Here is a 20385-nt window from a genome sequence, read left to right as displayed (position 1 = left end):
ACACGAAGGCCTCCTTGGTGGCGGAGCGGTTCCTAGACAGCTCCACTCCACACCCGGGAGGCCTTCGTCCACCTACACCTCAGACCGTGTCGTCACACGATCTCGACCAACGTGCCTGGGCATCACAGCTAGCGGGCGACTCATCTGGACCCAGACATACGCCGAAACCGGGGACTTCGATCTAGCGCCAGATGCTAACCGGGTCACGCTCCTCGGCGAGGACGCTCTGACGACTCTCGACACTTCCACAGGCAACATCATTGAGACTGCGAAAGGCGCTTCGGATCTCAGCTATACGGACGAGGAGGACATCATCACCGTCTCTGCCGACGGAGTGCCCGCCTGGGCAGTCGCCAAGCCGTAACTCCCTGGCCGCGACGTGTCGCGAAGACCGAGCACCTCCCCCGGACCGGACGACCGCGATTGCGACCCCAGCAGCCACCTGCTCACGGTGAGCACTTGGTGACACGAGCTTCCCGCAGATGCAGCTGACGCCCGATGACCGCACAGTCAAACGGGACATCGGGCGCGCCTGGGCCACCGCGAGTACATCGTCACCTTCCGCCACTACGTCAGACGACGCGAGGTCGCACCCGACCTCCCGGCCGTGCTCGACCGCCTGCTCGCACCCCTCGACGTCTGATCCGAGGCGGTCCGCAATCGCGGCGCCGCCGAGCCCGAAACCGCACGTCAGAGGGCAGATCTGCGCCCTGGACCTCGCTGAAACGTGTCGCAAACGTGTCAATCGGGCCATTTCGCCCCGGAAAGCCGACAGCCCCTGCCTGCATCGCTGCAGGTCAGGGGCTGTCTGGTGGAGCCGCCTGTCGGAATCGAACCGACGACCTATTCATTACGAGTGAATCGCTCTGCCGACTGAGCTAAGGCGGCGCATCACGCGGCGAAGCCGTCGCGACCGCAGCGAGTATAGGGAGACCCCGCGCTCCCCGCGAAAACGGCGCTACCCGCTGGGGTGGACGGGCGGGTGCGGAGGCGGGGCACCGTGGAGGCATGACCACGCAGCAGGCCTCACGCACGACCTCGGACCCTGCGGGACGGTCCACGCCCGGCCGGGGCGTCCAGGCCGCGGGCCTGGCCGCGTTCCTGGTGGCTGTCGCCGTGGCCGCCGGCGTCGGCGGCCTGGCGGCGAGCAGCGCGGCGGCTGATTACGCGGCGCTCGAGCAGCCGTCCTGGGCGCCGCCGTCGTGGCTGTTCGGACCCGTGTGGACCGTCCTCTACGCGCTCATGGCCGTCGCCGGGTGGCTGGTGTGGCGTCGGCACGGCGCCGACCGGTTCCTGACGGTCTTCGCGGTCCAGCTGGTGCTCAACGCCTGCTGGACGCCACTGTTCTTCGCGGGCGGACTCTACGGCTGGGCCCTGGTCGAGATCGTGGTGCTGCTCGGCACGCTGGCCGTCACGGTCGGGCTGGCCTGGCGGCGTGAGCGCGCTGCCGGCGTCCTGCTGGTGCCGTACCTGGCGTGGGTCGCCTTCGCGACCTGCCTCAACGCCGCCATCTGGTGGCTGAACCGCTGATCGCGGGCGTGGTGGTGCGGCGGTCTCGAGGCTCGTCGCCGGCGCTCCTCGCACCTCGACCACCGGCCCGGGCTGGCCTCGCACCTCGACCACCGGCCTGGGCTGACGCTCCTCGCACCTCGACCACCAGGGAACCCCGACCGCCGGGCGGTCGGCGCCTCAGAAGGTGTGCTCGTCCTCGGGGTCGGCGGCGCCGTCCTCGACGTGCAGCCCGATGCGCTCGGCGCGCTGCGTGGCCGACATCGAGGCCAGCAGCTGGAGCTTCTCGTGGGTGGGGCTGCCGACCTCGGCCGCGTAGACCGTGATCGCCTGGCCCTCGTCCGCGAGCACCGGCAGCACCTCGTAGTGCAGCGCGAGCTCACCGACGTCGGGGTGCACGAAGTGCTTGAGCCCGGAGCGGTGGATGCGGACGTCGTGGCGGGCCCACTGGGTGGCGAAGGCGTCGCTGCGGGTGCAGAGCTCGCCGATGAGAGCCGACAGACTCGGATCGCCCGGGCAGCGCCCGACCTCGGTGCGCAGCATGGACGCGGTCGTCGCGATCGCCATCTCCCAGTCGACGTAGAAGTGCTGGGACGCCTCGTCCAGCGCGTTGAACCGGGCGAAGCTGGGCGTGCGGCCCGCGGCCAGCTCGCGGGTGAACAGACCGGAGTGCATGGCGTCCCCGAGCGCGTTCCAGGCGAGCACCTCCATCCGTCCGTTCGTGACGAAGGCGGGCATGCCAGGCATCTGGTCGAGGACCATCTGCAGCCCGGCGCGCACCGTCCTCCGGGTCGGCCGCCTCGTGGACCGCGCCGGCGAGGTGTTGGCCGAGCGCGCCAGGTCGATCAGGTGCGAGCGCTCCGCGTCGTCCAGCTGGAGCGCCTGCGCGACGGAGTGCAGCACGGAGTCCGAGACGCCGGAGAGGTTCCCCTTCTCCAGCTTCGTGAAGTAGTCGATGCTGACGCCCGCCAGCAGCGCGACCTCCTCCCGGCGCAGGCCGGGCACACGGCGGTTGCCGCCGTAGTGGCTCAGGCCAGCCTGCTCGGGCGTCACCTTCGCGCGGCGGCTGACGAGGAAGTCGCGGACCTCGGACTTGTCGGGCTTCACCCCTCCACGGTAGGCCCGGCCTCCACCCGGCGGCAGGTGCTAACGGAACCCCGCTCCCCCTCCGGAACGCGACGAGCCCGCCTCGACCGGTGAGGTCGGGCGGGCTCGGGCTGCGTGTCGAGCAGGCTCAGGCGGTGGCCAGGACGTGGCCGGCGCCGGCGACCTGGAGCGAGCCGCACCAGCACTCGAAGGTGACCTCGGTGCCGAGGTCGGTGGTGCGGACGCCCGAGAGCATGCTCGGGAAGATCAGCTGGTCCTTGGCGCAGGCGGAGCAGTGGTGGACGAACATGCGGGGTACCTCCCGGGATACGGATCGACGTCGGTGACATCTCCATTGTGAGAGACCGCAAGGCACAGGGGTAGCCTTACTTTCCAGCCGCTTCCCAAGGCTTGACCTATGGCTTGAGGAGACCCGCGTCACATGCTGTCGCTGCACCAGCTGACCTGCTTCCTGGCCACCTACGAGCACGGGTCGCTGACCGCTGCCGCGCAGGCGCTCGGGTACGCCCAGCCGAGCGTGTCCGAGCAGATCAGGGCGCTGGAGAAGTCCCTCGACGTGCAGCTGTTCCGCCGCGTCGGTCGCGGCGTCGTCCCCACCACCGTTGCCGACACCCTGCGCCCGCACGCCGAGCGCGTGCTGGCGGAGGTGGAGGAGGCCCGACAGGCCGTGGCGAGCGTGCGCTCCTTCGAGACCGGCACCATCCGGTTCGGCATGTTCGGCATCGCGCGGCTGTACGCGGGCGCCGGCCTCATCGCCGACGTGCTGGCCCGGTACCCCGGCGTCAACGTCGAGCTGGTCGGCCAGAACTCCACCGCGGTCGCCGAGGACCTGCGACGTGGCCGGCTCGAGGCCGCCATGCTCGCCGTCTCCTCCGTCAACGCCGACGGGCTGACCGTCACCCCCGTGGCTCGCGAGGAGCTCGTCTACATCAGCGCCGACCCGGCGCACCTGGCCACGCCCGTCACCCCGCACCGGCTCTCGCTCGCCACCCTCGTCATGCCGGAGACGACGTGGGCCGAGGTGGACTCCACCCGCACCACGCTGCGGCAGATGCTCGCCGAGACGGGGCGCAACCCGCGCAGCAAGATCGAGGTCGAGGACATCGAGACCGCCGTCGAGCTCGTCGGCATGGGCCTGGCCGACTCCGTCATCCCGCGTGGTGCTGCCGACCAGCTGCTGCCGCGGCTCGCCCCGAACGCCGGCGTCGTGGCCCTGCGTCCGCGGCAGTTCGACACCTTCGCGGTCGTGCACCGCACCGGCGCCGTGCTCTCCCCCGCGGCCCGGCTGATGATCGAGCTGGCCACCGAGCGGATCAGGTCCGTCGCGGAGCCGATCAACCGGCGGTAGGCGCGCGGCCTCGGTCGGCGGCCGGGTGCGGGGATCTCGTGGCTCGTCGCTTGCGCTCCTCGCACCTCGATCACCGGTGGGCGCTGGTCAGCAGGTGGTGCCGTCGTCCGGGACGACACCGTCGATCAGGTAGTCCTCGATGGTGGTGTCGATGCAGTCGTTGCCGGAGTTGTAGGCCGTGTGCCCGTCGCCGTCGCGGGTCAGCAGCACGCCGGACTCCAGCTCGTCGGCCAGCGACTGCGCCCACTCGTACGGCGTCGCCGGGTCGCGGGTGGTGCCGACGACCAGGATCGGTGCCGCACCGGCGCCGTCGATCTCCGGTGCCTCCTCGGACGCCGTCACCTGGACGCCCTGGCAGCCGAGCATCCCCCAGGCGAAGACCTGGCCGAGCGTGGGCGAGGCCTCCAGGAAGTCGCTCATCTCGCCCGGGATCGCCGAGACCGGCTCGCTGGCCGGGTCGTCGAGGCAGTTGATCGCGTAGATCGCCTCGGCGGAGTTGTCGGCGTAGGTGCCGTCGGTGTTGCGGCTGGCGTAGGCGTCCGCGAGCAGCATCAGCGTGGTGCCGTCGCCCTGGAACGCCGACTGCAGGCCCTGCGTGAGCAGGTACCAGTAGTCGCTGACGTAGAGCGGGGTGATGATGCCGTAGAACGCGTTGCCCTCGGTGAGGGTGCGGCCGTCCTGCGTCGGCAGGGGGTTCTGGTCCGTCTCGGCGAGGAAGTCCGCGATCCGCTGGAGACCCTCGTCCACCGTGTCGCCGAGGAAGCACCCGGAGGCGTTCTCGACGCAGTCGGTGACGTAGGCCGTCAGCGCCCGCTCGAAGCCCTCGGCCTGCCCCAACGACAGCTCGCGGCTGCTCAGCGCCACGTCCACGGCCCCGTCGAGGACGAAGCGCCCGACCCGGTCGGGGAAGAGCTCGGCGTAGGTGGCGCCCAGCTTGGTGCCGTAGGAGGCACCCAGGTAGTCCAGCGTGGACTCGCCCAGCGCCGCACGCAGGACGTCCATGTCCCGCGCGGTCTCGACCGTGGTGACGTGGCCGACCAGCGAGTCTGAGTTCTGCACGCACCCGGCGAAGAAGTCCTCCAGCGCGTCCACCGAGGCCTGGGCCTCCGCATCGGTGTCCGGGTCGGGGTCCATGGCCAGGAAGTCGTCGAGCTCGGAGTCGGAGACGCAGTCGACCGGGTCGGAGCTGCCGGTGCCGCGGGGATCGAACCCGACGAGGTCGTAGGCGTCCATCAGCTGCGGACGGAAGACGTTGGTGCCGGCGGCCGCGTAGGAGGTGCCCGGCGCTCCCGGACCACCGGGGTTGACCACGAGGCTGCCGACGCGGCTGTCGGCCGGTGCCGGGACCTTGAGCACGGCGACCTCGATGCTGTCCCCGCTCGGGTCCGCGTAGTCGACGGGCACCTCGAGCGTGCCGCAGAGGTTGCCGGAGCCGTCCCCGCAGTCGGCCCAGTCGATGCTCTGGGAGTAGTACGGCGCCAGGCCCTCGCTGGGGGCGTCGGTCGCGCCCTCCTCCGGCTCGGCGGGGCTCGCCGGCGCGGTCACGCCGCCGGCGTCCGTGCCCCTGCTGTCGTCGGAGCCGCCGAGCAGCCCCAGCCCCGCGGCGAGGCCGGCGCCGGCCGCGGCCAGCACCACGGCGGCCGCGATGACGATGGCGAGCACCCGGGTGCCGGTGGACACCCCGCTGCGCCGCGCGGAGGGGTCCGGCTGGGGGGTGTCGTAGGCGCCGCGCAGCTCCGGAGGCAGCTCGGGGCCGCTCAACGCAGCGCCTCCGGCACGCGCAGGGCGACCATCATCGACTCCAGGGCCAGGGCAGGCGGCACGTTGAACTCCATCATCTGCTCGCGGGCAGCGAAGACCCACTCGATCCGCTGCAGGTTCAGCTCGGGGGTGGAGGCGCGGACGACCTCCTCGATCTCGTCGCGGATCTCCTCGTTGACGAGGGCGCCCGGGGCACCCACGGCCAGCGCGATCGCGTCGCGGTAGACCGAGACCAGGTCCATGAGGGAGCGGTCCACGACGTCGAGGACGCGGCGCCGCGCTCGGCGCTTCTGGTTCTCGGTCATGTCCTTGAGCGCCGAGGCGTACTCGCGCGGTCGGCGTCCCTTGTCCTCGTAGCCGAAGGCCTGGTCGAGGTCCGCCTTCTCGCGGGCGTCCTGCTCGGAGGTGATCGCGTCGGCCTCCTCCTTGGCGACCTCGGCGAGGTTGGCCGCGGCGGTCATGGCCGCGCCGATGCCGGTGAGGCGGCGGGGGTACTTCACCACCTCGCGGCGGCGGTTGCGGGTGGCCTCGTCCAGCGCGAGGGCCTTGGCCCGGCCGATGTGGCCCTGGCTCGCGCGGGCCGCGTAGGCGGCGAGGCCGTCGGAGACGCCCGCGGTGCGCACGAGGAACTCGGCGACCTCGGGGGCCGACGGGGTGGCCAGCGTGACCAGGCGGCAGCGCGAGCGGATGGTCGGCAGGACGTCCTCGACCGTGGGGGCGCACAGCAGCCAGACCGTGCGCGGGCCGGGCTCCTCCACGGCCTTGAGCACCGCGTTGCCCGAGGACTCGTTGAACCGGTCGGCGTCCTCCACCACGATCACCTGCCAGCGGCCGGTGACCGGGCTCATCGCCGCCTTGCGCACCATGTCGCGGGCGTCGCGGACGAGGAACTGCACGGAGTCGGTGCGCACGCGCGTGACGTCGGGGTGCGAGCCGGCCAGCACGGTGCGGCACGCCTGGCACTGCCCGCAGCCGGCCTCCCGGCCGGGGCCGCGCTCGCACTGCAGTGCGGCGGCGAAGGCCATGGCCGCGTTGGACCGGCCCGAGCCGGGTGGGCCCGTGAACAGGAAGGCGTGGGTCATGCCCTTGCCGGACGCGGCGGCGGCGAGCGTGCCGGTGACGCGGTGCTGGCCCACGAGGTCGGCCCAGACGCCGTGCCGCGCGGGGGCGGGGGTGGTGGTCACTCCGCGGCCACCGCCTGCGGCAGCAGCGGCGCGACGCGGGCCCGCACGGCGGCCGCGATCTCCTCGCGCGGGGCGCGGGCGTCGACGACCAGGTAGTGCTCCGGGTCCGCGGCGGCCATGGCCCGGAAGGCCGCGGCGACCCGGGTGTGGAACTCCAGCGACTCCCCCTCGATCCGGTCCCGGGTCTCGAAGCGAGCCAGGCCCGCGTCCGGCTCGAGGTCGAGGACGACGGTGAGGTGGGGCCGCAGGTCGCCCGTGGCCCAGCGGGCGACGTGCTCGACCTCGTCGGTGGCCAGGGTGCGGCCAGCGCCCTGGTAGGCCAGCGTGGAGTCGACGTAGCGGTCGGTGACCACCACGGCGCCCCGGGCCAGTGCCGGGAGGACCAGGTGGTCGACGTGCTCGGCCTTGTCCGCGGCGTAGATCAGCATCTCGGTGCGGGGCGAGAGGTCACCGGTCTCGGGCGAGAGGACGATGCGGCGCAGCTCCACGCCGACGTCCGTGCCCCCCGGCTCGCGGGTGAGGACGACCTCGTGACCGGCCTCGAGGAGCCAGGACTCCAACAGTGCCGACTGCGTGCTCTTGCCCGCGCCGTCGCCGCCCTCGAAGCAGACGAAGACGCCGGTGTCGGTGTAGCGGCCGGGCCAGGTCACGGCGTCGAAGGTACGGGGCGACACCGACACCGCGGTAACCAGGTGTCCGTCACCTGGCCGACCGGACCCTCGGCGCCCCGCCCCGGGCGCCTCAGGCGGCCAGCTTCTCGGTGAGGGAGGTGAGCTGGTCGAGCATGGCCTCGAGCTCGCCGGTACGGCGCTCCAGCGGGGCGAAGCCGGACTCGTCGAAGTCGCTGAACAGGCCCAGCGCGACGAAGCCGCGCACGTCGTACATCTGGAAGTTCACCATGATCTGGCGCCACTGCTCGGTGGCCCGCACGCCTCCGTCGGCCCCGTAGGAGACGAACGCGACGGTCTTGCCGACCCACTCGGGGCCCAGGCTGTCGACGGCGTTCTTGAAGGCGCCGGGCACGCCGTGGTTGTACTCGGGGGTGACGAAGACGTAGGCGTCGCACTCGTCGATCGCGTCCGACCACGCCTGGGTGCCGGCGTCCTCGTAGGACTTGCCCGCCAGCATCGGCAGGGTCTCGGCGTCCAGGATCGGCACGCCGAACTCGGCCAGGTCGACGATGGAGACCTCGACCCCCTCACGCTGCTTGGCCGCGTCCGCGACCCAGGCGGCCACGGACTCACCGCGACGACCCTTGCGCACCGATCCGACGACGACACCGATCCTCATGCTGCTGCTCCTCGTTGCTCCGGGTGTGGTTCTCGTTTCAACCATTCCCCGGACCGGGGTGTTCCAGACACGGACGACGGCACCAGACTGAGACCGTGGACGACTGCTGGAACTGCGAGAACGAGGCCCGCGTCGACGACCTGCCCGTCCGCGAGCGGGTGCTGCTCACCGAGCACTGGCGCGTCGCGCACGCCTTCGACACGGCCGTGCCCGGCTGGCTGGTGATGGTGCCGCGCCGCCACGTCCTGGCCCTCGACGAGCTCCCCGAGGCCGCGCTCGCCGAGATGGGCGTGCTCCAGGGGCGCCTCACCGCCGCGCTGCGGCTGGTGGTCGGGGCGCGGAAGACCTACGTCATGCAGTTCTCCGAGGCGCCCGGGTTCGCCCACCTGCACGTGCACCTCGTGCCGCGGATGCCCGACCCGCCGGACGAGCGCAAGGGCCCCGGCATCCTCGGGTGGCTCGGGGTCGGTGACGAGCTCCGGGTGCCGGACGACGTCCAGGACCTGTTCGCCGAGCGGATCCAAGCCGCGCTCAACTGACCGGCGGTGCGTCCGCAACCTTCTGGGCGGGCGCTTCGGTTGCTCACCCACCGAAGGTCGGCACGGGAGGTGAGCCAGCAACCTTCTGGCCGCGCGGTTCGGTTGCCACCGCACCGCCCATCGTCCGAACGCAGCGGCTCAGAGCAGCGCGCGCACCTTCTCGGGCAGCTGCGCGAGCCGCCGCAGCCGCGTCTCCTCCTTCTTCGCGTCGCCGGCCCACCGGACCAGCTCCTTGCGCCGCGACGGCGCCAGGCCGTCGAACGCCTCTCGCAGGCCGGCCGCGGCGAGCACGGCGGCGACCTCGTCCGGCACCTCGACGGTGCGCGGTGCGGACTCGGTGACCAGGACGACGTCCACCTCGTCACCGGCCTCGACGCCGGCCGCCGTCCGCACCGCCTTGTTGAGCCCCACGAGGTTCTCCCCACCCATCCGCGCGACGCGGCCGGGGAAGGTGTGGCCGGCGACCGTGGCGGTGACCGGGAAGGCCTTCTTGCCCTCGCCCAGCGTCGCGACCTGCTCGTCGGTGAGGACGACGGCCGCGGCCGGGCCGCGCCTCTCGAGGGTCACCCGCAGGCGCAGCTCGCTCACGGGCAGAAGCGTAGGGGCACCGGACGCACCGGTCGCCCGCAGCCACGAGTGCGACGGGCGACCGGTGCGGCAGGGGCTCAGCTCTTCTTGGCCGCGACCTTGGTGGTCTTCTTTGCGCTCGACTTGGCCGTGGTCTTCTTGGCGGCCGTCTTCTTGGCCGCCGTCTTCTTCGCGGCGGTCTTCTTGGCCGGGGAGGCCTTCTTGGCCGCGCCCTTCTTGGCGCCCTTCTTGGCCGGGCCGCGCTCGCGCCGCTCGGCCAGCAGTTCGGCGGCGCGGGCGATGGTGATGGCCTCGACCGAGTCGTCCTTGCGCAGGGTGGCGTTGTACTCGCCGTCGGTGACGTACTCGCCGAACCGGCCCGCCTTCACGACCACCGGGTTGCCGGAGACCGGGTCGGGGCCGAGCTCCTTCAGCGGCGGCGCCGCGGCGGCGCGTCCACGCTGCTTGGGCTGGGCGTAGATCTTCTCGGCCTCCTCGAGGGTGACCGTGAAGAGCTGGTCCTCGCTGGCCAGCGACCGGGAGTCCGCGCCCTTCTTCAGGTACGGCCCGTAGCGGCCGTTCTGCGCGGTGATCTCCTCACCGTCGGCGCCGGCGCCGACCACGCGGGGCAGGCTCAGCAGCTTCAGCGCCTGCTCGAGGGTGATCGAGTCCAGCGTCATCGACTTGAACAGCGAGCCGGTGCGCGGCTTGGCCGACTTGGGCGCGTCCTCCGGCAGCAGCTCGGTGACGTACGGCCCGAAGCGGCCGTTCTTGGCGACGATCTTGAGGCCGGTGTCCGGGTGGTTGCCGAGCTCGATCTCCTCGCCGGCCGGGTTGGCGAAGAGCTCGGTGGCCTTCTCCAGGGTCAGCTCGTCCGGCGGCAGGTCGTCGGGCACGTTGGCGCGCTTGCCGGTGGGGTTGCCCTCGTCGTCCGGACCCTCGAGGTAGGGGCCGTAGCGCCCCACCCGCAGGTGGATGCCCGAGTCCGGGCCACCGACCGGGAACGTGGCGAGCTCGCGGGCGTCGATGTCGCCCAGCTCGTCGACGAGCTTCTTCAGGCCCTCGTTGGCGCTGGTGCCGAAGTAGAACTCGGCCAGCTCCTGGGCGCGGGCCTTGCGACCGGCGGCGATCTCGTCGAGCACGTCCTCCATCTGGGCCGTGAACTCGTAGTCGATCTGGCGGGGGAAGTGCTCCTCCAGCAGCCGGGTCACCGAGAACGCCAGCCACGCCGGCACCAGGGCGGTGCCCTTGCGGTAGACGTAGCCGCGGTCGGTGATGGTCTTGATGATCGAGGCGTAGGTGGACGGGCGGCCGATCTCCCGCTCCTCCAGCTCCTTGACGAGGGTCGCCTCGGTGAACCGGGCCGGCGGCTTCGTCTCGTGCCCGTCGGCGGACAGGCTCGCCGCGGTCAGTGCGTCGCCCTCGGACAGGCGCGGCAGCCGGGTCTCGGCGTCGTCGGAGGCGCCACCGTGGTCGGTGCCCTCGACGTAGGCCTTCAGGAAGCCGTGGAAGGTGATGGTGCGGCCGGACGAGGTGAAGACGACGTCCTCACCGGTGGCCGCGGCGCCGCCGAGCCGGACGGTGACGGTGTTGCCCACCGCGTCCTTCATCTGCGAGGCGACCGTGCGCTGCCAGATCAGCTCGTAGAGCCGGTACTGGTCACCGGTGAGGCCGGTGGCGCCGGGGCGGCGGAACGTGTCGCCCGCGGGCCGGATCGCCTCGTGGGCCTCCTGCGCGTTCTTCACCTTGCCGGCGTAGGTGCGCGGGGCGTCGGGCACGTACTCGGCGCCGTAGAGCTCCGCGATCTGCGAGCGCGCCGCGTTGATCGCGTCGCCCGACAGCGTCGAGGAGTCCGTACGCATGTAGGTGATGAAGCCGTTCTCGTACAGCCGCTGCGCCACCGACATCGTGGTGGAGGCGCTCATGCCGAGCTTGCGGCTCGCCTCCTGCTGGAGCGTGGTGGTGCGGAACGGCGCGTACGGGGAGCGCTTGTACGGCTTGGACTCCACCGAGCGCACCGAGAACGTGGCGTCCGAGAGCCCCGAGACCAGGGCCTCGGCCCGTGCGCGGTCGAGGTGGACGACGTTCGCGTTCTTCTTGAGGACGCCGTCCTGGCCGAAGTCGGTGCCGCGGGCGACGCGGACGTCGTCGACGGTGTGCAGCCGTGCCGGGAACATCCGCGGGTCGTGGTCGGCGCCGGCGTCGAAGGTGCCCTCGAGGTCCCAGTAGGTGGCCTTGCGGAAGGCGATCCGCTCGCGCTCACGGTCGACGACCAGGCGGGTGGCCACCGACTGCACCCGGCCCGCGGAGAGGCCGGACATGACCTTCTTCCACAGCACGGGCGAGACCTCGTAGCCGTAGAGGCGGTCGAGGATGCGGCGGGTCTCCTGGGCCTCCACGAGGTCCATCGCCAGCTCGCGGGGGTTCGCGGCGGCGTCGAGGATCGCCTGCTTGGTGATCTCGTGGAAGACCATCCGCTTCACGGGGATGTTCTTCGGCTTCAGCTCGTCGAGCAGGTGCCACGCGATGGCCTCGCCTTCGCGGTCCTCATCGGTGGCGAGGAAGAGCTCGTCGGCGTCCTTGAGCAGGCTCTTGAGGTGCGTCATGTGGGACTTCTTGTCCCGCGGCACCACGTAGTAGGGCTCGAAGCCGTGGTCGACGTCCACGGCCAGGCGGCCCCAGGGCTGCTCCTTGATCTTGGCCGGGGTGTCCGCCGCCGACTGCGGCAGGTCCCGCACGTGGCCGCGCGAGGACTCCACGACGTAGCCCTGGCCGAGGTAGTCCCCGATCTTCTGGGCCTTCGTGGGCGACTCGACGATGACCAGCTTGTGTGCCACGGACCTGCTTCCTTCGAGGGGTGGGGAGGCGCGGACGACGGCAGGGGGCCGGGTCCTCAGGGCGCGCTCCGGCGGGGTCACCGTAGCGCGTGCCACGGACAACACCAGGTGTGACCGGGTTGCGGGAACGTTGCGGCGCGTCCCCGCACGCTCCGCCGGGGCCCGTCCGCGTGACCGTCGCCACGCCCCATCCGACCACCTCCGGCCGGGCCCGCCGACACCGCTCCGCGTGCCCCAGGTTGGGTAAGTCGATCGTCTCGTGCTGCGTCCGGGGACGCCCTCACGGACAGTGCTCCGTGACGGTGCTCCGCGAGGACGAGGAGGCTCCCATGCACGCGCCCGACAGCTGCCCCGACACCGGCTCCGGGACCCGCCAGCACCCCGTCATCGCGACCTTGGCCAGCGGCCTGCGCCCCGGCCTGCGCCCCGGCCTGCGCGCCGCCCTGCTCGGCGGCCTCGCGGCCCTCGTGGCCGCGGCCGGGCTCACGGTGACGGCCGGCACCCCGGCGTCCGCGGAGGAGGCGGCCGACCGGACGACCGCGGCCACCGTGCTCGCCCTGCGCCTGACCTCGGCGGACGGCACCCCCGTGACCGGCTCCGGCACCCTGCGCCTGTACCGCTGGAACGCCCTCGACGGGCGGTTCGAGGCGCTCGCGGACACCGTCCCGGTCAGCGTCGCCTCCGCCACGTCGGTGGTGCGGCGCGTGGCCCTCTCCCGGCCCGGCCGCTACTACGCCGTCCTGCGCTCCGACGACGGCCTCGCCGACGCCGTCAGCGGCGGCGCCCGACCCACCGGCAAGCGGGACGCCGGCGTGGCCCGCGTGGCCGCCCACACCCGCACCCGGCTCGACGTCCCGCTCGCGGCCGCCGCCGGGCGCGTCACCCTGTCGGGACGGGCCCTGGACGCCTCCGGCGCGCCGATCGCCGGCCTGCCCGTGGCGGTCCACGAGGTGGACGACGTCTCCCGGCTGAGCACCACCACGACCGACGAGAACGGCTGCTGGCGCCTGCACGTGCGCCCCGACCGCGACGTCACCGTCTCGGTCAACACGCCCGCAGACGCCGCCGGCAACCCGGTCGGGGCCGCCCACGACCCGACGCTGCTGGACCTGCACAGCCCCGCCTCCGGCGCCCTGCGCGTGGGTGCGGTCCGCCTCGAGGCCGCGAGCACCCGGATCCTGACCGGGCGGGTCGTCCTGCCGGACGGCTCGCCGCTGGCCGGCGCCGACGTGGTGCTCCAGCCCGCCTTCGGGGGGCCGTGGGGCCGCTTCACGTGGCTGACCACGCACACGGACGCCGAGGGCCGGTTCTCGCGCCAGGTGCCCGCAGGCGCCTCCTACCTGGTCACGGTGGAGGACCTGCCCGGCGACGGCCAGACCGAGACCCTCGTGGCCTGGGGCGCCGCCGTGGACGCGGCCGAGAACACCGCCTTCCGCGTGGACGACGCCGACGTCGACACCGGCGACCTCGTGGCCGGTGGACTCGAGTCCGGCGCCCGCACGCTGAGCGGCGTCGTCACGGGGCCGGACGGCCCGGCCGCCGGCGTCCGCCTCTCGCTCTGGCAGTGGCGCGCGGGCGCCCTGCGTCGGCCCGCGGGCGAGGTGCCCGCGACGGTGACCACCGACGCCGAGGGCCGCTACACGCTCGCCGGCCTGCCCGACGGGTGGTGGGCGCTGCGGGTCGAGGTGACCGCAAGGCCGCGCACGTGGTCGTGGGTCGGCGGCGCGCGACCCTCGTCCCTGGACGCGGCGGGCACGCTGTCCACCGTCGGCACCGACGCGGGTGCCGACGTGCAGGTGGCCGCGCCGACGAGGACCGCCGTCCGGGTCCGCTGGGTGCGCGGCACCCGGGGTCGGTCGGTGCGGGTCGTGGCGCGGGTGCGGATCAGCGCCCTCTCCGACGCCGACGCCTTCTCCGGCCGCGTGCGCTTCCTCGACCGCGGAGTGCCGGTGGGCACCGTCGAGGTCGGGGCGCAGGGCGTGGCCCGGGTGCGGCTCGACCACCTCAGCGGCGGGCGGCACCGCTTCCAGGCGAGGTTCCTGGGCAGCCCCGGGAGCCTGCACTCGCTGAGCCGCCAGGTCGCGGTCCGCGTCGACTGAGCCCGGGCGGTCCTCGGCGAGGGCGCCGGGGCGTCAGGCCGGCAGCAGGAACCCCTCGCGCACCATCTCCGCCAGCAGCGGCAGGGTGTCCTCGCGCGTGGCGGCCTCGTCGAGGTCGAGCAGCTGCGAGACGGCGTCGAGGATGACGCCGACGGGCAGCTCGCCGTCGCCGGCGCCGACCACCGCGGCCAGCACCGTGTCGACCTGCCGGGCGCGGCGCATCCCCGTCTGCTGGCGCAGCACGATGGTCTCGGGATCCTCGGCGCCCGCGGCGCCCTGGGTCTCCTGCCGCACGTCGGCCCGCAGCGTGAGCGTGCTGTCGGCGTCCACCTGCACCCGGGCGGCGTCGGCCCAGGCGGCCACGGCCGGGGCGATCGGCTGCTCGACCTCGTAAGGCCAGCTCAGCAGCTCGTGGACGCCGCCGGCGCGGGGGTCGTCCTCGTCGCGCCGGCGCAGGTCGATCCAGCCGAAGCCGATGCCCTCGACACCCTGCTCCTCCAGCCAGGAGAGCCACGTGTCGTAGCGGCGGTGGTACTCGGCCACGTCGGTGTTGCCGGTGCTCGGGTGGTGGCCGGAGTCCTTCAGCCACAGCTCGACGTAGGCGGCGGGGTCGAGCACCTCGCGCTGGACGACGAACGCGTCGGTGTCGGCGTCGAGCCAGGAGCCGAGCCGCTCGTCCCACGGCTGACCGGCGGCGATGACCCAGTTGGCCAGCACCTGGCACCAGCCTCCGGGGTTGAGGTGGCCGGGGGCGGCGCGGACGATGTCCTCGACGACGCGGTCGCCGGGCAGGCCCGAGTCGCGGTAGACGAGGCGCTCGCCCGTGGCCGGGGAGATCACGAACGGCGGGTTGGTGGCGATCAGGTCGAACCGCTCGCCGGCGACCGGCTCGAAGAACGACCCGTCACGCACCTCGATGCGGTCGTCGAGGTCGTTGAGCGCCGCGTTGAAGCGGGCCAGGTCGAGCGCGCGGGCGTTGACGTCGGTGGCCACGACCGCGCCGGCGTGCCGGGCCAGGTGGAGCGCCTGGACGCCGCAGCCGGTGCCGAGGTCGAGGGCGCTGCCGACGTCCTCGCGCAGGGTGAGCTGGGCGAGGGAGGTGGAGGCGGGGCTGATGCCCAGGACGTGGTCGGAGCCCACGCGGGCCGGGGTGCCGTCGAGGCCGGGGGTGAGGTCGGAGACGACCCAGAAGTGGTCGGTGACGACCTCGCCGTCGGCCAGGCGCTCGCTGGCGTAGGGGCGGACGTCGAGGCGCGCCGCGACCTCGCCGATGGAGTGGGTCAGCACGCCACGGGAGGCGAGTCGGTCGACCAGGCCCGGGAGCGCCGCCTCGGCCGCCGAGGCCGCGACCGGCACCTGGAGCAGGAACAGCCGGACCAGCGTCTCCAGCGGCGAGCCGCCGCGCGTGCGGCGCAGCCCGGGCACCGTCTCGTTGCGGGCGAGGGCGTCGTGCGCCAGGGGTCCGAGCAGCCCGGAGACCGACTCGAAGGTGAAGTCCGCCGCCACGAGGGCGTCGCGGAGCAGGTGGGGCAGGTCCCGGTGGTCGTCGCTCACGGGGGCGAGCCTAGACACGCCCCCGGGCACCGGCCGAGCGGTGTCCGGGGACGTGGCGGGGCGGCCGCGGGCCTCGCTGCGCCCGCGCGTGCCGTCAGCGGCGGGCGACCCGCACGAGGACCCGCACCGAGGACGCGGCGACGCCGGTGTTGCCGGTGTAGCGGACGACCAGCACGTGACGGCCGGCGGCCAGCCGCGGGAGCCGGAGCGTGGCCCGGCCGGCGTCCGTGGCCCGCAGGCGCGTGCCGGCGAGCGTCCGTCCGCCGTCGAGGACGAGGACGCGCCCGCCGTGGGTGGGCACCCCGCGGGCGACGACGCCGACCCGCAGCCGCGCCCGGGTGGCCCGGGTGACGCGCGAGGACAGGAGGCGCGCGCTCACCTTGGCGGGCGCCTGGCGGGCGGTGACCGCGTCGCTGGTGGCCACGGCCGTCGCGTGGCCGGCCCAAGCGCTGGTGGCGGCCACGGACAGGTCGTGGCCGACGTCGCGCGGCAGCACCGCGTAGACCGCGGACGTGGCGCCGTCGATCGGCTCGCCGTCGCGCAGCCACTGGTAGGCGCTGGTGGCGGTCACCTCCGACCAGGTCGGCCCGTCGACGACGAGCCGCCGGCCGGCGCGGGCGAGACCGCTGAGCGCGGGGGCCACGGAGACCTCCGGTGCGTCACCCAGCGCGCCCAGGACCGGGGCGGTGCTCACCGAGCCCACCTCGAGGCCCAGCAGGAGCGCCCGGATCGTCAGGACCAGCTCCTCGCCGACGTCCGCGGAGGTGACGACGTGGTCGAGCGAGGTGGCGCCGGGGATCGGGACGCCGCCGCGGGTCCACTGGAGGACCGTGTCGTCCAGCAGGCCGTCCCACACCGGGTCGAGGACGCTGAGGGTCTCGCCGACCTTGCCGGTGCCCGTCACGAGCGGGACGGGGGCGGTGATGGCCTGGGGCACCGGCGCCCCGGGGACGACCGCGAGGTCGGGGCCGGGACGCTCCGAGCCGTCGAGCAGGTCGGACGCGGTGGCGGGGGCGACGCCCAGCCCGAGCGCGAGCACGAGGCCGGCGAGGGGGAGGGTGCGCAGGAGAGGACGGCTGGGCCGCATGGGGGGACCTCCGAAGGACGGTGCGCGTGCACGATGACGCGCCGGTGCCGTCGACGGTAGGAAGCCGCGGGCGCCCCGGAGGACTTGTTGCGCCGCCTCGTCCGGGCAGGCTGGATGAGCCCGTTCCCTCAGGTCGGGCGGGGTGCTGCCGAGCGGTGGGCCGGCCTCAGCTGGAGGCGAGCGCGGCGTCGGCGGAGTCGTGGATGACGAACACCTTGGCGAGGCCGGTGATGCGGAAGATCTTGAGCAGGCGGTCCTGCGTGCAGACGAGCTGGAGGGAGCCGTCGTGGGCGCGGACCTTCTTCAGGCCGCCCACGAGGACGCCGAGGCCGGTGGAGTCGAGGAACTCGACGGCCTCCATGTCGATCACGAGGTGGTAGACGCCGGCGGCGACGAGCTCGGTGATCTTGTCCCGCAGCTTCGGCGCGGTGTAGACGTCGATCTCACCGCCGACCGCCACGATGGTCGTGCCATCGACGTCGCGGGTGGTGAGGGTGAGGTCCACGGTGGGGTCTCCGTTCGTGCTGCGTGCCTTGGGGGAGGCCGACCGGGCGCGCGGGGGCCGACCGAGGACATGAAACCACGACAGCCCTCACCCCTGCACGAGTACGGGCACACGTGACGGACCCCGGGCGGCCCTCCGAGAGGCTGCCGGCCGGCCTGGCGTGCGCGATCGGGACTGTCGGTGTCCTCTGCCACCATCGACCTCGATGACCCGTACAGACCACCCCACCCCACCGCCCGCGCCACCGGCCCCGGCGGCTGTCGGCGTGCCAGGGCGGTCGGAGGCCGGTGCGGGGGCCGGTGCGGCGCGCGGACCGGTGGGGGGTCTGGTCCGCGGCCTGGCCGTGGGTCGGGAGGACCGGCTGACGCACGTCCGGGAGCTCCCGCCGCGTCCGGGCCGCAGTGTCCCGTGGCCGGCGTGGGCCTCGCCCGCGGTGGTCGAGGCCTTCGGCGCGCGCGGGGTCGTCACCCCGTGGACCCACCAGGTCGCCGCGGCCGACGCCGCGCACCGCGGCGAGCACGTCCTGGTCTCGACGGGCACCGCCTCCGGCAAGTCCCTCGCCTTCCAGCTGCCGGCGCTCTCGGCCGTGCTCGAGGCACGCGGACGACGCGGGCAGCGTGGCGCGTCGGTGCTCTACGTCTCCCCCACCAAGGCGCTCGCGCAGGACCAGCTGGCCTCGGTGCGCGGCCTCGGGCTCGACGTGCGGGCCACCACCCACGACGGGGACTCCACCCCCGAGCAGCGGGAGTGGGCGCGCGACCACGGCGAGTACCTGCTCACCAACCCCGACATGCTGCACCGCTCGATGCTGCCTGGCCACGAGCGGTGGTCCGGCTTCTGGCGCTCGCTGCGCTACGTGGTGCTCGACGAGTGCCACCACTACCGCGGCGTGTTCGGCGCGCACGTCGGTCACGTCGTGCGCCGGCTGCGCCGGGTGGCGGCCGCGCACGGCGCCGACCCGGTCTTCGTGCTCGCGTCGGCCACCGTCGCGGAGCCCGCGGCGACCGGGCGGCTGCTCACCGGCCTCGAGGTGCGGCCGGTCACCGACGACGGCTCGCCCCGCGGCAGCGTCAGCGTCGGTCTGTGGGAGCCGCCGCTGACCAGCGCGACTGGGGAGAACGGGGCCCCGGTGCGCCGCTCGGCGAGCACCGAGACCGCCGGGCTGCTCGCCGACCTGGTGGCCGGCGGCACCCGCACCCTGGCCTTCGTCCGCAGTCGCCGGGGCGTCGAGCAGGTCGCGCTCACCGCGGCGGACGCGGTCGCCGAGGTGGACCCGGCCCTGGTCGGCCGCGTGGCCGCCTACCGCGGCGGCTACCTGCCCGAGGAGCGGCGCGACCTGGAGTCGGCGCTGCGCACCGGCCGCCTGCTCGGTCTCGCGGCCACCAACGCCCTCGAGCTGGGCATCGACGTCGCCGGCCTCGACGCCGTGCTCCTGGCCGGGTTCCCCGGCACCCGCGCGGCCTTCTGGCAGCAGGTCGGCCGTGCCGGCCGCTCCGGGCAGGACGCCGGCGCCGTGCTCGTGGCCCGCGACGACCCGCTCGACACCTACCTCGTGCACCACCCGGACGCGCTGTTCGACCGGCCCGTCGAGGCGACGGTGTTCGACCCCGACAACCCGTACGTGCTGGCGCCGCACCTGTGCGCGGCCGCGCAGGAGCAGCCCCTGACCGAGGACGACCTGGCCGTGTTCGGCGAGGCCTCCCGCCCGGTGCTCGACCAGCTGGTCGCGGGCGGCCTGCTGCGCCGCCGTCCCCGCGGCTGGTTCTGGACCGACCAGCGGCGCGCCGCCGACCTCACCGACCTGCGCTCCGGCGGGGCCCGGCACGTGAACCTCGTCGAGACCGGCACCGGCCGCGTCGTCGGCACCGTGGACGGCGCCTCCGCGCACGCCCAGGCCCACCCCGGCGCGGTCTACGTGCACCGCGGCGAGACCTACCTCGTGACCGACCTCGACCTGGAGGAGCACGTCGCCGTCGTCGAGCGCGCCGACCCCGACTACTCGACCTTCGCCCGCGAGAGCGTCGGCATCCGGGTCGTCGAGGAGGTCGAGGGCCAGGACTGGGGCCGCTGCCGGCTGGCCCGCGGCAGCGTGGAGGTCTCGAGCAGGGTCGTCTCCTTCCTCAAGCGGCGCGTGCCGTCGGGCGAGGTGCTGGCGGAGGAGCCGCTGGACCTGCCCGAGCGCACCCTGCGCACCTCGGCGGTGTGGTGGACGGTGCCCGACGAGGTCCTGCTCGCCGCGGGGCTGGTCGACGGGGGGCTGGTCGACGGGGGGCTGGTCGACGGGGGGCTGGTCGACGACGGCGGCGAGGCCGGGGCCGGCGTGGACCTGGGCGGGGCCGCCCACGCCGCCGAGCACTGCTCGATCGGGCTGCTGCCGCTCTTCGCGACCTGCGACCGGTGGGACATCGGCGGCGTCTCCACCGTCATCCACCCCGACACCGGGCGGCTGACCGTCTTCGTGCACGACGGCCATCCCGGTGGGGCGGGGTTCGCCGATCGCGGCTACCGCGCCGCGCCCGCATGGCTGCGCGCCACCCGGGAGGCGATCGCCGCCTGCGAGTGCGCCGAGGGCTGCCCCTCGTGCGTGCAGTCGCCCAAGTGCGGCAACCAGAACAACCCGCTGGACAAGGCCGGGGCGGTGCGACTGCTCGACGCGCTGCTGGCCGGAGCACCGGACTGAGGGTCCCGCACCGAGGGCCCGGGCCCTGAGGGTCAGTCAGCCTCCGGGGCCGGCCCGGGCCTGGGCGTGCACCTCGACCAGCCCGCCGAGCAGGTCACCGACGGAGCCGCTGACGTCGAGCAGCAGGTCGGGGCCGAGCAGGGAGCAGGTCTCCACCGTGGAGCCGTTGGCAGCGACCACCCCGGCGGCGGCCGCGCAGCCGTCGCCGCCGTCCGCGTGGGCGCGGGCGCCGGCCAGCGCTCCGAGGTCCGCGGCGGTCTGGGCGCGGCGCTGCGCCACGGCGGCGGCCGCACCGGCCCCGAGCACCGCCCCCACGAG

17 protein-coding genes and 1 tRNA gene are annotated in these 20385 nt (G+C 73.9%); 5 read left to right on the top strand and 13 right to left on the bottom strand.

From position 1 onward, the window contains the following. Nucleotides 1–812 precede the first annotated feature (812 nt). Nucleotides 813–888: transfer RNA gene (locus M8330_RS20500), tRNA-Thr, on the bottom strand. A gap of 120 nt (nt 889–1008) precedes the next feature. On the opposite strand from M8330_RS20500, the gene M8330_RS20495 reads away from it, so the two are divergent. Further along, a complete protein-coding gene (locus tag M8330_RS20495) occupies nt 1009–1530 on the top strand; it encodes a TspO/MBR family protein (RefSeq protein WP_250828847.1) in 522 nt (173 codons plus the stop codon). A gap of 159 nt (nt 1531–1689) precedes the next feature. Here the strand turns inward: M8330_RS20495 and M8330_RS20490 are convergent, their stop codons facing one another. Beyond that, entirely contained in the window at nt 1690–2616 is a 927-nt protein-coding gene (locus M8330_RS20490) for a helix-turn-helix transcriptional regulator (protein WP_250828846.1), read from the bottom strand. 127 nt (nt 2617–2743) lie between these two features. After that, the gene (locus M8330_RS20485) at nt 2744–2905 is read right to left on the bottom strand and encodes a hypothetical protein (RefSeq protein ID WP_250057290.1); all 162 of its coding nucleotides are present in this window, start codon (nt 2903–2905) and stop codon (nt 2744–2746) included. A gap of 132 nt (nt 2906–3037) precedes the next feature. Here M8330_RS20485 and M8330_RS20480 point away from each other — a divergent pair, with 132 nt between their 5' ends. After that, nucleotides 3038–3964, top strand: a complete 927-nt coding sequence (locus tag M8330_RS20480; protein ID WP_250057288.1) for a LysR family transcriptional regulator — start codon at nt 3038–3040, stop codon at nt 3962–3964. An 87-nt stretch (nt 3965–4051) separates the two neighbouring features. On the opposite strand, the gene M8330_RS20475 is transcribed toward M8330_RS20480, so the two are convergent. From M8330_RS20475 to M8330_RS20460, 4 genes are all read right to left on the bottom strand, one after another. Further along, nucleotides 4052–5725, bottom strand: coding sequence for an alpha/beta hydrolase (locus M8330_RS20475; protein ID WP_250828845.1), 1674 nt, complete (start codon nt 5723–5725; stop codon nt 4052–4054). Then, entirely contained in the window at nt 5722–6909 is a 1188-nt protein-coding gene (locus M8330_RS20470; RefSeq protein ID WP_250828844.1) for a DNA polymerase III subunit delta', read from the bottom strand. The genes M8330_RS20475 and M8330_RS20470 overlap by 4 nt, the downstream gene beginning before the upstream one ends. Continuing rightward, entirely contained in the window at nt 6906–7559 is a 654-nt protein-coding gene (gene tmk / locus M8330_RS20465) for a dTMP kinase (protein WP_250057282.1), read from the bottom strand. The genes M8330_RS20470 and tmk overlap by 4 nt, the downstream gene beginning before the upstream one ends. A 91-nt stretch (nt 7560–7650) precedes the next feature. Then, the gene (locus M8330_RS20460) at nt 7651–8199 is read right to left on the bottom strand and encodes an NADPH-dependent FMN reductase (protein ID WP_250828843.1); all 549 of its coding nucleotides are present in this window, start codon (nt 8197–8199) and stop codon (nt 7651–7653) included. A gap of 95 nt (nt 8200–8294) precedes the next feature. On the opposite strand from M8330_RS20460, the gene M8330_RS20455 reads away from it, so the two are divergent. Beyond that, nucleotides 8295–8738, top strand: a complete 444-nt coding sequence (locus M8330_RS20455; RefSeq protein WP_250828842.1) for an HIT family protein — start codon at nt 8295–8297, stop codon at nt 8736–8738. A gap of 138 nt (nt 8739–8876) precedes the next feature. Here the strand turns inward: M8330_RS20455 and M8330_RS20450 are convergent, their stop codons facing one another. Together M8330_RS20450 and topA are read right to left on the bottom strand one after the other, a co-directional pair. Next, entirely contained in the window at nt 8877–9326 is a 450-nt protein-coding gene (locus tag M8330_RS20450) for a DUF1905 domain-containing protein (protein WP_250828841.1), read from the bottom strand. Nucleotides 9327–9403: 77 nt separating this feature from the next. Next, complete coding sequence (topA, locus tag M8330_RS20445) at nt 9404–12142, bottom strand: type I DNA topoisomerase (RefSeq protein ID WP_250828840.1); 2739 nt, start codon at nt 12140–12142, stop codon at nt 9404–9406. Between the two features lie 329 nt (nt 12143–12471). On the opposite strand from topA, the gene M8330_RS20440 reads away from it, so the two are divergent. Further along, nucleotides 12472–14241, top strand: coding sequence for an MSCRAMM family protein (locus tag M8330_RS20440; RefSeq protein ID WP_284705020.1), 1770 nt, complete (start codon nt 12472–12474; stop codon nt 14239–14241). A 33-nt stretch (nt 14242–14274) separates the two neighbouring features. Here M8330_RS20440 and M8330_RS20435 read toward each other — a convergent pair whose 3' ends face one another. The 3 genes from M8330_RS20435 to M8330_RS20425 form a co-directional block, all read right to left on the bottom strand. Next, on the bottom strand, nt 14275–15795 hold the full coding sequence (locus M8330_RS20435) for a DUF7059 domain-containing protein (protein WP_250828839.1): 1521 nt from the start codon (nt 15793–15795) through the stop codon (nt 14275–14277). Nucleotides 15796–15889: 94 nt separating this feature from the next. Continuing rightward, complete coding sequence (locus tag M8330_RS20430; RefSeq protein ID WP_250828838.1) at nt 15890–16882, bottom strand: Ig-like domain-containing protein; 993 nt, start codon at nt 16880–16882, stop codon at nt 15890–15892. 166 nt (nt 16883–17048) lie between these two features. Next, on the bottom strand, nt 17049–17387 hold the full coding sequence (locus M8330_RS20425; RefSeq protein ID WP_250057266.1) for an anti-sigma factor antagonist: 339 nt from the start codon (nt 17385–17387) through the stop codon (nt 17049–17051). A 265-nt stretch (nt 17388–17652) separates the two neighbouring features. Here M8330_RS20425 and sftH point away from each other — a divergent pair, with 265 nt between their 5' ends. Beyond that, nucleotides 17653–20067: a DNA 3'-5' helicase SftH gene (gene sftH, locus M8330_RS20420; protein ID WP_504928268.1), complete on the top strand. Its 2415-nt coding sequence runs from the start codon at nt 17653–17655 to the stop codon at nt 20065–20067. 36 nt (nt 20068–20103) lie between these two features. Here the strand turns inward: sftH and M8330_RS20415 are convergent. After that, the coding region (locus tag M8330_RS20415) for an Rv3654c family TadE-like protein (RefSeq protein ID WP_250828836.1) at nt 20104–20385 on the bottom strand (282 nt) is incomplete at its 5' end.

It is taken from the genome of Nocardioides bruguierae (genome assembly GCF_023656415.1).
Taxonomy (GTDB): domain Bacteria; phylum Actinomycetota; class Actinomycetes; order Propionibacteriales; family Nocardioidaceae; genus Nocardioides; species Nocardioides bruguierae.
Note: the sequence above shows the minus strand (reverse complement) of the source record. Positions and strands in the feature narration are given on the sequence as shown.